The sequence below is a fragment of the Micrococcus sp. iso_229 genome, assembly GCF_058072725.1.
The window spans coordinates 1506288-1521186 of sequence record NZ_CM176514.1 but is presented as its reverse complement, the minus strand read 5'-3'; the positions used below and the strand labels follow the sequence as shown (position 1 = coordinate 1521186).

Below are 14899 nucleotides of genomic sequence, written 5' to 3'. Positions count from 1 at the left end.
AAGGCGGAGGTGGATGCGACGCCCGGTCGTCGTGCGGTCAGTCGTGCATGGGCTGGCCTGTCTCAATCCAGGTCTGGATGTTGGAGATGAGGAACAGGCTGCCGGGCCCGACCTGTCGCGCCGTTTCGGTGGATGGGTCGAGCTCGTAGTGCTCGACAGTGAGCAGGGTGGCCCCGCTCTGAGCAGCGAGCGACCACACGAGGCGGAACGGGGCTTCCGGCGTCACCGCGTCGTCCCAGGTCGGCGAGAAGGTCATCTCGAGGCGCTGACCGGGGTCGGCGGCAATGATCGTGCCCTCAGCGGCCAGTCGTCCGTCGGGGTAGGTGTAGGTGCAGTCGCTGCCCGGTTCCAGCGACGAGTTGAGCGTGATGGTGAAGAACCAGGAGGAGCATTCCTGGGCGAGGGCGGTCCAGACGCGTTCGGGCGTGGCGTCGATGACGACGGCCTGGCGGTGCAGGGGCGCGGCGGTGGTCATGGCTTCCGGTCTCCGTTCGGACGTGCTCTTGAGGCGGTTCAGTGCCTGCCCACGATCGGTCACGCTCTGGCCGTCGCGTTCGTGCAGGGCATCGAGCAGCACCCGCCTGCCCGGATGGGACAGGGCCAGGAGGACCGTGTCGTCGTCAGAAGAGGTCACGTCGAGGACAATGGGTGACTCCGGAGTCACCCATCAAGGCCCAGTGGTCCCGCAGATCCATCAACGTCGCCGGTCAGTACAGCTGGCCGACCCATCCGGCCCCGCCCGCGCGGGTGACGGGCACCAGACACGAGGAAGGCCCCCGCCGATGGCGGGGGCCTTCCTCGTGTCGTACCGGTCCGGGGGACCGGTCAGGCGTCTCAGGCCTGCGGCAGGACGAGCTCCTGGCCGACGTAGATCACGGCGGCGTCGGAGACGATGCCCTTGTTGGCCTCGTAGAGGGCGGTCCAGCCACCCTCGACCTCGTACTCGTTGGCGAGCTTCCAGAGGGAGTCACCGGACTTGACGACGATGGTCTCGGCCTCGGCGACGACGGCCTGCTCAGCGGCAGCGGCCTGCTCAGCGGCAGCGGCCTTCTGAGCGGCAGCCTTCTCCGCGGCGGCGGCACGCTGGGCGGCAGCCTTGTCGGCGGCGGCCTGCTCGGCAGCAGCCTGCTTGGCGGCCCAGCGCTCGGCGGCGGCCTGCTCAGCCGCGGCCTGCTCGGCAGCAGCCTGCTCAGCCGCGGCCTGCTCGGCAGCAGCCTGCTCAGCCGCGGCCTGCTCGGCAGCAGCCTCGTCTGCGGCGGACTGACGCTGCACGGTGGCGGTGCGCTCCACGGCGACCGGGGCGGCCTCGGTGGCGTCCACGTCACCGGCCTCCGCGTCAGCCTGGGTCAGGCCCAGCTTCTGCGAGCACAGCGGCCAGGCGCCCCAGCCCTGCAGGTCCTGGAGGATCTCGGCACGCTTGATCTGCTCGGCCTTCGAGGCCTGGTGCGGGTAGCCCTCGCCGCCGACGGCCTGCCAGGAGGACAGGGTGAACTGCACGCCGCCGTAGAAGCCGTTGCCGGTGTTGATGTCCCAGGTGCCGTTGGACTCGCACTCGGCGAGGCGATCCCAGGTGTCCACGGTGGTGGCCTGGGCCGGGGCGGAGAAGCCCACGGCGGCGGCGCCGGCGAGGGTCATGCCCGCGACGATCGAGGCAGTGGCACGGCGGGAGCGGGTGGCGGAAGTGGTGAAGAGAGTCATGGTGTCCATGGCGAGTCCTCGCTGATCGGCGGCCGAGGCGCACCGGGGTCGTCCTTCTCCTTGGTCGGGTCATGCCCTCCGTCGGTTCGAGACGACCCAGCAGCGGGCGACCGTCGGAGGGGGTTCGATGTCGTGGCCTTCCCGTGCCCGACCTCTCGGTCAGATCACGGTTCGATCACGAATCGGCTACGGAAGAGTCAACGACGGGAGCCCCCCTCGCGTCAAATCATGGGTCGACGAATTCTTGCCCGTCTGTCTCAAATTTGAGATCGGGTGACGAATCGATCCCTAGAGTCGTGGGCGCGTGGATGAAATGCACGCTACTGGCCGGAGTCGATGTCATGGTGTCTGATCCACCGGTGTGGACAACCTCCGTCACAGGAGCATGGGCGAAGGTCACGATCGAGGGCCGAGGCCGTGACCTGAGTCGCGTTCGACCCGGGATTCGAGGGCGGAGCGATGGTTGCCCGTGGCCGTCGCTGTCGGCGCAGAGGGGCTGCACAGGGGCCGTTGAGAGCTGATATTCCGTTAGTTGCATATTTATTCAAGACCCGGGTAGGATCGCCACCGAGCACGCCTCCGACGGCCACGCGCCGCGCTCGGAGACCCCCCTATATAAAGAGGAGAAAACGTGAAGGAACGCATCATCCTTGCCTACTCGGGCGGCCTGGACACCTCGGTGGCCATCGGCTGGATCGGCGAGGCCACGGGCGCCGAGGTCGTCGCCGTCGCGGTCGACGTGGGCCAGGGGGGCGAGTCCCTCGAGACGATCCGCCAGCGCGCCCTGGACTGCGGCGCCGTCGAGGCCTATGTCGCCGACGCGCGTGACGAGTTCGCCGAGCAGTACTGCATGCCCACGCTCAAGGCCAACGCCCTCTACATGGACGCCTACCCGCTGGTCTCCGCGATCTCGCGCCCGGTGATCTCCCGCCACCTGGTCGCGGCGGCCCGCCAGTTCGGCGCCTCGACGGTGGCGCACGGCTGCACCGGCAAGGGCAACGACCAGGTCCGCTTCGAGGTCTCCATCCAGACCCTCGGGCCCGACCTGAAGTGCATCGCCCCGGTGCGCGACCTCGCCCTGACCCGTGAGAAGGCCATCGAGTACGCCGAGCGCAACGACCTGCCGATCGTCACCACCAAGAAGAACCCGTTCTCGATCGACCAGAACGTGTGGGGCCGCGCCGTCGAGACCGGCTTCCTCGAGGACATCTGGAACGGCCCCACGAAGGACGTCTACGACTACACGGACGACCCCGCCTTCCCGCCGGCGCCGGACGTGGTCACGATCGCCTTCGAGCGCGGCGTCCCCACGGCCCTCGACGGCCGCGCGCTGAGCCCGCTGGAGATCATCGAGGAGCTCAACCGCCGGGCCGGTGCCCAGGGCGTGGGCCGGATCGACATCGTCGAGGACCGCCTCGTGGGCATCAAGTCCCGCGAGATCTACGAGGCACCGGGCGCCATGGCGCTGATCGCGGCCCACCGTGAGCTCGAGAACGTCACCCTGGAGCGTGAACAGGCGCGCTTCAAGAAGCATGTGGACCAGCGTTGGACCGAGCTGGTCTACGACGGCCAGTGGTACTCCCCGCTGAAGCGGAACCTGGACACGTTCATCGACGCGACCCAGGAACACGTCAACGGTGAGATCCGCCTGGAGCTCCACGGTGGCCGCGCCACGGTGCAGGGTCGCCGGTCCGAGACCGGCCTGTACGACTTCAACCTCGCCACGTACGACGAGGGCGACTCGTTCGACCAGTCCTCGGCCCGCGGGTTCATCGACATCTTCGGCCTGTCCGCGAAGACGGCCTCCGAGCGCGAGCAGCGCCTGCGCGGCAGCGACGACCTCCAGGACGTCGCCCGCCTGTCCAACGACTGACCCCGCACGCCCCGTGCACGACGGCGACCCGCCCGCGACCGGGCCGGTCGCCGTCGGCCTGTCACCGACCTCGAGGAGACCTTCGATGACCGAGAACACCGACGCCCGCCACGGGACCAACGAGGGCGCCCTGTGGGGCGGCCGCTTCGCCGGCGGCCCTTCCGAGGCGCTCGCCGCGCTCAGCAAGTCCACGCACTTCGACTGGCGCCTGGCGCCCTATGACATCGCGGGTTCCCGTGCCCACGCCCGGGTGCTGCACACCGCCGGTCTGCTCAGTGCGGACGACCTGGACGGGATGATCGCGGCCCTCGACCGTCTCGAGGCGGACGTGCGTTCCGGTGCCTACGCCCCGGCGGCGTCCGATGAGGACGTGCACGGCTCGCTCGAGCGCGGCCTCATCGAGCGGGCCGGTCCCGAGCTCGGCGGCCGCCTGCGGGCCGGCCGATCCCGCAACGACCAGGTCGCCACCCTCGGCCGGATGTTCCTGCGCGACCACGCCCGCATCATCGCGCGGGGCGTGATCGCCACTGTGGACGCGCTGCTCGATCAGGCGCGGGCGCACCCGTACGCGCCGATGCCGGGCCGCACCCACCTGCAGCACGCGCAGCCCGTCCTGCTCTCGCATCACCTGCTCGCGCACGCCTGGGCATTCGCGCGGGACCTGCAGCGGCTCGTGGATTGGGACGCACGCGCGGCCGTCTCGCCGTACGGCTCCGGGGCCCTGGCCGGCTCCTCCCTGGGTCTGGACCCGAACGCCGTGGCCGCCGAGCTCGGCTTCGAGTCGGCCGTGTGGAACTCGATCGACGGCACCGCCGCACGCGACGTGTACGCGGAGTTCGCGTGGGTCGCCGCGATGGTCGGCGTCGACCTGTCCCGCATCTCGGAGGAGGTCATCTTCTGGGCCACCAAGGAGGCGGGCTTCGTGAGGCTCCACGACGCGTACTCCACGGGGTCCTCGATCATGCCGCAGAAGAAGAACCCGGACGTCGCCGAGTTGGCCCGCGGCAAGTCCGGCCGCCTCATCGGCGACCTCACGGGGCTGCTGGCCACGCTCAAGGGCATGCCGCTGGCCTACAACCGCGACCTGCAGGAGGACAAGGAGCCCGTCTTCGACGCCGCGGACACCCTCGAGCTGCTGCTGCCCGCCGTCTCCGGGATGATCGCCACCCTCGAGTTCCAGACGGGGCGCATGGCGGAGCTGGCCCCCCAGGGCTTCGCGCTGGCCACCGACGTCGCCGAGTGGCTCGTCCGCCAGGGGGTCCCGTTCCGCGAGGCCCACGAGCTGTCGGGCGAGGCCGTGAAGGCGGCCGAGGCCCGGGGCGTGGAGCTGTGGGACCTCACGGACGAGGAGTACGCCGCCATCTCGCCGGCGCTGACCCCGCAGGTCCGCGAGGTGCTCAGCACGGAGGGCTCGCTCGCCTCTCGCGACGCCCAGGGCGGGACCGCACCGACGGCCGTCGCGGCGCAGATCGGGGCGCTCGAGGACGCCCTGGAACCGCTGCGCCGCTGGGCCGACACGCCGGGCTCCGTCGTCGACGCTCGCTGACGCGGTCGCCCGGCCGAGACGGCGTCGGCCGGGCCGGACGCGGCGGTGCCCCCAGGGCGCCGCCGCGTCACCCGCCGTTCACCGTGGTCGGCGTAGCATGGGTGGTCACTTTTCCGTCGGGCGGGCCGCAGCATGGTCCGCCCCTCACCGCACCGCGAGGGCCCCCGATGACCGATACCGTGTCCGTCCGCCAGTCCGAGCTCGACCTCGAGCGGGGTCGGGTCGCCGAGCGGTACGCCCGCCTCGACGCCCTGCGTGAGGAGAAGGAGCGCCAGCTCGCGGCCGTGCGCCGGACCGGCCCGCAGGGGTCGCTGCAGAACCACTCCGAGCGCGACGCCTTCGCCAGCCTCTACGAGGACCGGCTCGCCCAGCTCTACGCCGTGGACGACCGCCTCGTCTTCGGCCGGCTCGACCTCGACGCCGAGCAGGAGGGTGGGGCCGACGAGCAGCGGTACATCGGGCGCATCGGCCTCACCACCGAGGACCACGAGCGCCTCCTCGTCGACTGGCGCGCGGCCGAGGCCGGCGCCTTCTACCAGGCGACGGCGGCCCACCGGGGCCGTGTGCGCCGTCGTCGTCACCTGATGCTGCGGGGGCGCGAGGTGCGCGACCTCGAGGACGACATCCTGGACCCGACGCTGCTGGGCGAGGACGGGGTGCGCGCCGATGGCCAGGGTGCGCTGCTGGCCGCCGTCACCGCCCGACGCACGGGACAGATGGGGGACATCGTCGCCACGATCCAGTCGGAGCAGGACGAGGTGATCCGCGCGCCCCTGCCCGGGGCGGTCGTGGTCCAGGGCGGGCCCGGCACGGGGAAGACCGCCGTCGCCCTGCACCGCGCCGCCTACCTGCTGTACACCCACCGGGAGCGCCTCGCGCGCTCGGGCGTGCTGATCGTCGGTCCGTCGACCGCGTTCATGCGGTACATCGAGCGGGTGCTGCCCTCGCTGGGTGAGACCGGTGTCGTGATGTCCTCGCTGGGGACGCTGATGCCGGGCGTGCGGGCCGTCCCGGAGCGGGACCTCGACGCGGCGGCGGTGAAGGGCCGGCTGGACATGGTGGACGCCGTCGCCCGCGCGGTCGCGCAGCGCCAGCGCCTGCTCGTCGAGCCGCGTCGCCTGCTGATCGACGGCACGACCGTCAAGCTCAAGCCGGCCATGGTCCGGCGCGCCCGGGACAAGGCGCGGGCCACCCGCAAGCCCCACAACGAGGCCCGGGTGACGTTCGTGAAGATCCTCGTCCGCGAGCTCGCGGAGAAGCTGCGCAAGAAGCTGGAGAAGTCCTCGGGCACCCCGGTGCAGCGTGACCTCCTGCTGGAGGACGTGCGCACCTCGCGCGACGTGCGCATCGCGCTCAACCTCTGCTGGATGCCGTTGACGCCGGAGAGGCTGATCGGCGACCTCCTCACCCGGGAGGACCTGCTCCGGGCGGCCGCCCCGTGGCTGTCCGACGCCGAGGTCGGCGCGCTCCTGCGGCCGGCCGACGCCCCCTGGACCGAGGCCGACGTGCCCCTGCTGGACGAGGCGGCCGAGCTGCTCGGACGGCTCGAGACCCCGGGCCGGGGCGGTGAGTCCACGGCTCAGCACGAGCGCAACCTCGAGAACGCCCGGGCGTCCCTGGAGAACATGCACCAGACGCTCGCGGACCTGGGCGTCGACGGCGTCGTGGACGCCGAGCAGCTGGCCGCGGCCAATGAGGCACGCGGGGTGCGACGGACCACCGCCGAGACCGCGGCCCACGACCGCACCTGGACGTACGGGCACGTGGTGGTCGACGAGGCCCAGGAGCTCTCTCCGATGCAGTGGCGCCTGCTGGCGCGCCGCTGCCCGATGAAGTCGTTCACCATCGTGGGCGACATCGCGCAGTCCTCCCGTCGCGACGCGGCCGGCTCGTGGGCGTCCGTCCTCGCCCCGGAGTTCGGGGACCGCTGGCGCCTGGAAGAGCTGACCGTGAACTACCGTTCGCCGGCACGCGTGATGCGCTGGGCCGCGCAGGTCGCGCGGGCGGCCGGGCTCGAGGTCTCCCATCCGCGCGCCGTGCGTGAGGGCGATCACCGCCCGCGCCTGGTGACGGAGCCGGGCGGTGACGTCGCAGCCCTGGCCCTCGAGGCGGTCGAGGTCGAGCGGAACCGCGTGCCCGAGGCCCTGACCGCCGTGATCGCCCCCGCCGGGCAGACGGGGGAGCTGCTCACGGCCCTCCGCGAGCGGTGGGGGGAGGCGGCCGTGGACACCGCGCCGCTGCCCGGCGTCGCGATCGTCGTCGCCACCCCGTGGGAGACCAAGGGACTGGAGTTCGACACCGTCGTCCTCGTCTCGCCCGAGCGGATCGTGGACGACGCGCGCGGCGTGGTGGGCGATCTGTACGTGGCGATGACCCGCGCCACCCAGTCGCTGTCCGTCGTCGCCGGGACGGACGCGGCCGCGCTGCCGGCCGGGCTGGCGGACGTCCCGGAGTGAGCCCCGCGGGCGACGTCGCACGTGCGCGGCGTCGCGGAGGCGCGCGGGCGCGTCGCTAGGCTGGGGGCCATGGCACCCCAGAACGAGGAGCGCGCGGCCCGACTGCGCGCACAGGCGAACGACCCGAGCTTCGAGAACGTCTGGCAGGAGCTGCGCTGGCGCGGGCTCGTGCACGTCTCGACGGACGAGGCCGCGCTGGAGCATGCGCTGGCCGGGGAGCCCGTCTCGTATTACTGCGGCTTCGACCCGACCGCACCGTCCCTCCACCTGGGACACCTGGTCCAGCTGCTCACCCTGCGCCGCCTGCAGCTCGCCGGCCACCACCCGTACGCCCTCGTGGGCGGCGCCACCGGCCTCATCGGCGACCCGCGGCAGACCTCGGAGCGCGTCCTGAACTCGCAGGAGACCGTGGCGGCGTGGGTGGAGTCGCTGCGCGCGCAGATCGAGCCGTACCTCTCCTTCGAGGGGGAGAACGCGGCGACCATGGTCAACAACCTGGACTGGACCGCGGGCATGAGCGCGCTGGACTTCCTGCGGGACGTCGGCAAGAACTTCCGCGTCGGCACGATGGTGAAGAAGGAGATCGTGGCCAAGCGCCTGAACTCTGATGAGGGCATCTCCTACACGGAGTTCTCCTACCAGGTGCTGCAGGGCAACGACTTCCTCGAGCTGCACCGCCGGCACGGCGTGACCCTCCAGACCGGCGGCTCCGACCAGTGGGGCAACCTCACCGCCGGCACCGAGCTGATCCGCAAGGTGGAGGGGACCCACGCCCATGCGCTGGGCACGCCGCTGATCACGAACGCGGACGGCACCAAGTTCGGCAAGTCCGAGGGCAACGCCGTCTGGCTCGACGCGGAGATGTGCTCCCCGTACGCCTTCTACCAGTTCTGGCTCAACACGGCGGACGCCGACGTCGTGGACCGGCTCAAGGTCTTCACGTTCCTGACCCGCGCGGAGATCGAGGAGTACGCGCAGAAGGTGGCCGACGAGCCGTTCCGCCGAGAGGCCCAGAAGCGCTTGGCGTGGGAGGTCACGGCGCTGGCCCATGGCGAGGAGACGACGACGAAGGTCATCGAGGCCTCCCAGGCGGTGTTCGGAGGGGGCGACCTCACCACGGTGGACCCGGACACGCTGACCGCCGTGCTGGCCGAGCTGCCGCAGGCCGACCGGACCCAGTGGGAGGGGGAGCCGGGCACCGTGACCGCGGTCGAGCTGCTGGTCTCCACCGGGCTGGTGGCCTCGCGCTCCGAGGCGCGTCGGACGGTGCGCGACGGCGGCGCCTCGGTGAACAACGTGCGGGTGACGGATGCCGACCAGGTGTTCACCCGAGACGACGCCTTCGCCGGCCGACACCTGCTGGTGCGCCGGGGCAAGAAGAACATGGCGGGTGCGGACCTGGGGGAGGGCTGACCGCAGCTGCAGACCACCGGTGTCCACCGTGAGTCGCGAAAAGTGACCGAGGACACGACGGGCGGCGACGGCGAAGCAACCGCCCACGGGAGGAGCACAGGGCCCCGTTCCCCGCAGAATCCTGCGGAGAACGGGGCCCTCCTTCGTGCCGGGACGCCGGGTGTCACCCCTGATTTTGTGTTCGGTGGGGTTCGTGTGTAGAGTTCCATCTCGTGCTCAAGACGCCGACCGGGTGACCGGGAGGCGGGGTGAAGAACACAGAATCCGCGGATTCATGCCGAGAATGGCAGGTCCAGGGCGGGTGGTGCTCACCGGGTGCGCGGCTGGCAGTGATGCTGGTCGGGATTCCTGAAGAAGATGATCTGGTTTGACAGCCGGGAATCATGTGGTAGGCTTTTGGAGGCCTTCCACGTGGATGGTCCGGTGAGTGTCTGGCCCCGCGGAAGCGGAGTTGACATTGTCGGATCGCGTGGTAAGGTTTTCTAGCCCGGCCACGTGAACGGACGGTGAATGCTTCGGACACGGAGTTGACACGGTCGAAACGGATGGTCTAGGATGGAGAAGTTGCTCCAGAGCGAAACGGCCCGCGGAGCGGGTCGCTGAAGCTGGAAGCGCCTGTTGTTTGAGAACTCAATAGTGTGCCAAGTTTGTTGATGCCAATTGTTTTAACACATATTGGTTGATCATCGCCTGCCACCCCCGTGGTGTGGTGATGGTCTGCTAGGTATTGAATGGATGTCGTGGTGGTTATTTCCGGCTGCCACGGTGTTGTTCTGTAATTTTTTTACGGAGAGTTTGATCCTGGCTCAGGATGAACGCTGGCGGCGTGCTTAACACATGCAAGTCGAACGATGAAGCCCAGCTTGCTGGGTGGATTAGTGGCGAACGGGTGAGTAACACGTGAGTAACCTGCCCTTAACTCTGGGATAAGCCTGGGAAACTGGGTCTAATACCGGATAGGAGCGCCTACCGCATGGTGGGTGTTGGAAAGATTTATCGGTTTTGGATGGACTCGCGGCCTATCAGCTTGTTGGTGAGGTAATGGCTCACCAAGGCGACGACGGGTAGCCGGCCTGAGAGGGTGACCGGCCACACTGGGACTGAGACACGGCCCAGACTCCTACGGGAGGCAGCAGTGGGGAATATTGCACAATGGGCGCAAGCCTGATGCAGCGACGCCGCGTGAGGGATGACGGCCTTCGGGTTGTAAACCTCTTTCAGTAGGGAAGAAGCGAAAGTGACGGTACCTGCAGAAGAAGCACCGGCTAACTACGTGCCAGCAGCCGCGGTAATACGTAGGGTGCGAGCGTTATCCGGAATTATTGGGCGTAAAGAGCTCGTAGGCGGTTTGTCGCGTCTGTCGTGAAAGTCCGGGGCTTAACCCCGGATCTGCGGTGGGTACGGGCAGACTAGAGTGCAGTAGGGGAGACTGGAATTCCTGGTGTAGCGGTGGAATGCGCAGATATCAGGAGGAACACCGATGGCGAAGGCAGGTCTCTGGGCTGTAACTGACGCTGAGGAGCGAAAGCATGGGGAGCGAACAGGATTAGATACCCTGGTAGTCCATGCCGTAAACGTTGGGCACTAGGTGTGGGGACCATTCCACGGTTTCCGCGCCGCAGCTAACGCATTAAGTGCCCCGCCTGGGGAGTACGGCCGCAAGGCTAAAACTCAAAGGAATTGACGGGGGCCCGCACAAGCGGCGGAGCATGCGGATTAATTCGATGCAACGCGAAGAACCTTACCAAGGCTTGACATGTTCTCGATCGCCGTAGAGATACGGTTTCCCCTTTGGGGCGGGTTCACAGGTGGTGCATGGTTGTCGTCAGCTCGTGTCGTGAGATGTTGGGTTAAGTCCCGCAACGAGCGCAACCCTCGTTCCATGTTGCCAGCACGTAATGGTGGGGACTCATGGGAGACTGCCGGGGTCAACTCGGAGGAAGGTGAGGACGACGTCAAATCATCATGCCCCTTATGTCTTGGGCTTCACGCATGCTACAATGGCCGGTACAATGGGTTGCGATACTGTGAGGTGGAGCTAATCCCAAAAAGCCGGTCTCAGTTCGGATTGGGGTCTGCAACTCGACCCCATGAAGTCGGAGTCGCTAGTAATCGCAGATCAGCAACGCTGCGGTGAATACGTTCCCGGGCCTTGTACACACCGCCCGTCAAGTCACGAAAGTCGGTAACACCCGAAGCCGGTGGCCTAACCCTTGTGGGGGGAGCCGTCGAAGGTGGGACCAGCGATTGGGACTAAGTCGTAACAAGGTAGCCGTACCGGAAGGTGCGGCTGGATCACCTCCTTTCTAAGGAGCATTAGTGCCCGTTGCATCACCGCGTGTGTGATGGCGGGTTGCTCATGGGTGGAACATCAATGAATGGTGCCAGTGGTGGTGCCGGCAGTGCTCGAGTACGTCATGCCTTTGCGGGTGTGGTTGGAATGGGTGGTGTTGGTGGCTGCGAGCTGGTGTTGGCACACTGTTGGGTCCTGGAACAGCAGGCGCCCTGACCTTGGGGTTGGGGTTGTTGTTTCTGGTCTCCGTACCTTGTGAAGCTGGCCTTGTGGGTTGGTGGATGGGGTGTGGGTTGTTGTTTGAGAACTGCATAGTGGACGCGAGCATCTTATTTTTTGTTGCTGCATCGTTGATCGCACTGTTCCCCCCTGGGGTGGTGTGTGAGGTGTGGTGATGCCGAGAATGACATCTTAGTTAGATATTGCTCATTTGAGGACTTTCATTGTGTGTGAAAGTTTCCAAGGGCGCATGGTGGATGCCTTGGCAACAGGAGCCGAAGAAGGACGTGGGAATCTGCGATAAGCCTGGTGGAGTCGATAACCGGACGTTGAGACCAGGATTTCCGAATGGGGAAACCCCGCACGACGTGTCGTGTGACCCCCGGTTGAACACATAGACCGGGTGGAGGGAACGTGGGGAAGTGAAACATCTCAGTACCCACAGGAAGAGAAAACAAAAGTGATTCCGTTAGTAGTGGCGAGCGAACGCGGATGGGGCTAAACCGTATGTGTGTGATACCCGGCAGGGGTTGCATGTGCGGTGTTGTGGGCCCCTCCTTGTCATGTCTGCCGGCATGGCGCAGTGAGGTGCGGGCATATAGACGAACCAGTGTGGATGCTGGACCGTAGAGGGTGAGAGTCCCGTAGTCGAAATGTGTTCCGCCGCTGTTGGAGGGTCGCCCGAGTAGCACGGGGCCCGAGGAATCCCGTGTGAATCTGCCAGGACCACCTGGTAAGCCTGAATACTACCTGTTGACCGATAGCGGATCAGTACCGTGAGGGAATGGTGAAAAGTACCCCGGGAGGGGAGTGAAATAGTACCTGAAACCATGTGCCTACAAACCGTTGGAGCCTCCTTGTGGGGTGACAGCGTGCCTTTTGAAGAATGAGCCTGCGAGTTAGTGATACGTGGCGAGGTTAACCCGTGTGGGGAAGCCGTAGCGAAAGCGAGTCTGAATAGGGCGATTGAGTCGCGTGTCCTAGACCCGAAGCGGAGTGATCTACCCATGGCCAGGTTGAAGCGCGTGTAAGAGCGCGTGGAGGACCGAACCCACTTCAGTTGAAAATGGAGGGGATGAGCTGTGGGTAGGGGTGAAAGGCCAATCAAACTCCGTGATAGCTGGTTCTCCCCGAAATGCATTTAGGTGCAGCGTCACGTGTTTCTTCCCGGAGGTAGAGCTACTGGATGGACGATGGGCCCTACAAGGTTACTGACTTCAGCCAAACTCCGAATGCCGGGAAGTGAGAGCGTGGCAGTGAGACTGTGGGGGATAAGCTTCATAGTCGAGAGGGAAACAGCCCAGACCACCGGTTAAGGCCCCTAAGCGTGTGCTAAGTGGGAAAGGATGTGGAGTTGCTGAGACAACCAGGAGGTTGGCTTAGAAGCAGCCACCCTTGAAAGAGTGCGTAATAGCTCACTGGTCAAGTGATTCCGCGCCGACAATGTAGCGGGGCTCAAGTACACCGCCGAAACCGTGGCATTCAGTTTTGCTGGATGGGTAGGGGAGCGTCGTTCACGAGGTGAAGCCAGCGGGTAACTTCTGGTGGATTGTGGACGAGTGAGAATGCAGGCATGAGTAGCGAAAGACGGGTGAGAAACCCGTCCGCCGGATGACTAAGGGTTCCAGGGTCAAGCTAATCTGCCCTGGGTAAGTCGGGACCTAAGGCGAGGCCGACAGGCGTAGTCGATGGACAACGGGTTGATATTCCCGTACCAGTGAAGAACCGCCCATGCTGAGCCGGTGATACTAACCGCCCGAACCATCCCGATCCTCGTCTTTGACGGGGACGGTGATGGGGAGCGCGGGACCTGAACCGGGGAGGCAAGCGCATTAACAGGTGTGACGCAGGAAGGTAGCCGGGCCGGGCAATGGAAATGACCTGGTCTAAGGGTGTAGGGCTGCCGGTAGGTAAATCCGCCGGCTGTATGCCTGAGACCTGATGGGCGCCCACGTGGTGGGTGATCCGGTGATCCTATGCTGCCAAGAAAAGCATCGGCGCGAGGTTCAAACTGCCCGTACCCTAAACCGACACAGGTGGTCAGGTAGAGAATACTAAGGCGATCGAGAGAATCATGGTTAAGGAACTCGGCAAAATGCCCCCGTAACTTCGGGAGAAGGGGGGCCCCAACCTTGAGCACCACGTGCTGGTGTGAGGGGATCGGGGCCGCAGAGACCAGGGGGAAGCGACTGTTTATCAAAAACACAGGTCCATGCGAAGTCGTAAGACGATGTATATGGACTGACTCCTGCCCGGTGCTGGAAGGTTAAGGGGACCTGTTAGCTTCGGCGAAGCGGAGAACTTAAGCCCCAGTAAACGGCGGTGGTAACTATAACCATCCTAAGGTAGCGAAATTCCTTGTCGGGTAAGTTCCGACCTGCACGAATGGAGTAACGACTTCCCCGCTGTCTCAACCATGAACTCGGCGAAATTGCATTACGAGTAAAGATGCTCGTTACGCGCAGAAGGACGGAAAGACCCCGTGACCTTTACTATAGTTTGGTATTGGTGTTCGGTGTGGCTTGTGTAGGATAGGTGGGAGACTGTGAAGCGGGCACGCCAGTGTTCGTGGAGTCGTCGTTGAAATACCACTCTGGTCACTCTGGATATCTAACTTCGGCCCGTGATCCGGGTCAGGGACAGTGCCTGATGGGTAGTTTAACTGGGGCGGTTGCCTCCCAAAATGTAACGGAGGCGCCCAAAGGTTCCCTCAGCCTGGTTGGCAATCAGGTGTCGAGTGCAAGTGCACAAGGGAGCTTGACTGTGAGAGTGGCAGCTCGAGCAGGGACGAAAGTCGGGACTAGTGATCCGGCGGCTCGTTGTGGAACGGCCGTCGCTCAACGGATAAAAGGTACCTCGGGGATAACAGGCTGATCTTGCCCAAGAGTCCATATCGACGGCATGGTTTGGCACCTCGATGTCGGCTCGTCGCATCCTGGGGCTGGAGTAGGTCCCAAGGGTTGGGCTGTTCGCCCATTAAAGCGGTACGCGAGCTGGGTTCAGAACGTCGTGAGACAGTTCGGTCCCTATCCTCTGCGCGCGTTGGAAATTTGAGAAGGTCTGTCCTTAGTACGAGAGGACCGGGACGGACGAACCTCTGGTATGTCAGTTGTACCGCCAGGTGCATGGCTGATTAGCTACGTTCGGGATGGATAACCGCTGAAAGCATCTAAGCGGGAAGCCGGCTTCGAGATGAGATTTCCTCGCCCCTTTGAGGGTGTGAGGCCCCCAGCTAGAACACTGGGTTGATAGGCTGGATGTGGAAGCGAGGACTGAAGACTCGTGAAGCTGACCAGTACTAATAGGCCGATGACTTACACACACTCTTAATCCTGTTGCTTGCTTCAAGGTGATGGGTTGGTGTTCGCGTCCACTGTGCGGTTGTCTGATTGCAACCGGCT

The 14899-nt window shown here is 65.6% G+C and carries 6 protein-coding genes and 2 rRNA genes; 6 read left to right on the top strand and 2 right to left on the bottom strand.

All coding sequences use genetic code 11. The features are described from left to right. Positions 1 to 37: 37 nt before the first annotated feature. Together AC3RKA_RS06990 and rpf are read right to left on the bottom strand one after the other, a co-directional pair. A complete protein-coding gene (locus tag AC3RKA_RS06990; RefSeq protein WP_126860036.1) occupies positions 38 to 634 on the bottom strand; it encodes an SRPBCC domain-containing protein in 597 nt (198 codons plus the stop codon). Between the two features lie 200 nt (positions 635 to 834). Further along, entirely contained in the window at positions 835 to 1707 is an 873-nt protein-coding gene (gene rpf / locus AC3RKA_RS06985; RefSeq protein ID WP_489727029.1) for a resuscitation-promoting factor Rpf, read from the bottom strand. Between the two features lie 622 nt (positions 1708 to 2329). Here rpf and AC3RKA_RS06980 point away from each other — a divergent pair. From AC3RKA_RS06980 to AC3RKA_RS06955, 6 genes are all read left to right on the top strand, one after another. Further along, a complete protein-coding gene (locus AC3RKA_RS06980; RefSeq protein WP_002853657.1) occupies positions 2330 to 3571 on the top strand; it encodes an argininosuccinate synthase in 1242 nt (413 codons plus the stop codon). Positions 3572 to 3656: 85 nt separating this feature from the next. After that, on the top strand, positions 3657 to 5117 hold the full coding sequence (gene argH, locus AC3RKA_RS06975; protein WP_060775415.1) for an argininosuccinate lyase: 1461 nt from the start codon (positions 3657 to 3659) through the stop codon (positions 5115 to 5117). Between the two features lie 167 nt (positions 5118 to 5284). After that, entirely contained in the window at positions 5285 to 7573 is a 2289-nt protein-coding gene (locus AC3RKA_RS06970) for a HelD family protein (RefSeq protein ID WP_126860039.1), read from the top strand. 69 nt (positions 7574 to 7642) lie between these two features. After that, positions 7643 to 8986 (top strand): tyrosine--tRNA ligase, encoded by a 1344-nt coding sequence (gene tyrS / locus AC3RKA_RS06965; RefSeq protein ID WP_060973656.1) that lies wholly within the window; start codon positions 7643 to 7645, stop codon positions 8984 to 8986. Between the two features lie 783 nt (positions 8987 to 9769). Continuing rightward, positions 9770 to 11292 (top strand): 16S ribosomal RNA (locus AC3RKA_RS06960). A gap of 436 nt (positions 11293 to 11728) precedes the next feature. Next, positions 11729 to 14820, top strand: a 23S ribosomal RNA gene (locus AC3RKA_RS06955). Together the 16S and 23S rRNA genes form the textbook arrangement of a ribosomal RNA operon. Positions 14821 to 14899: the final 79 nt, after the last annotated feature.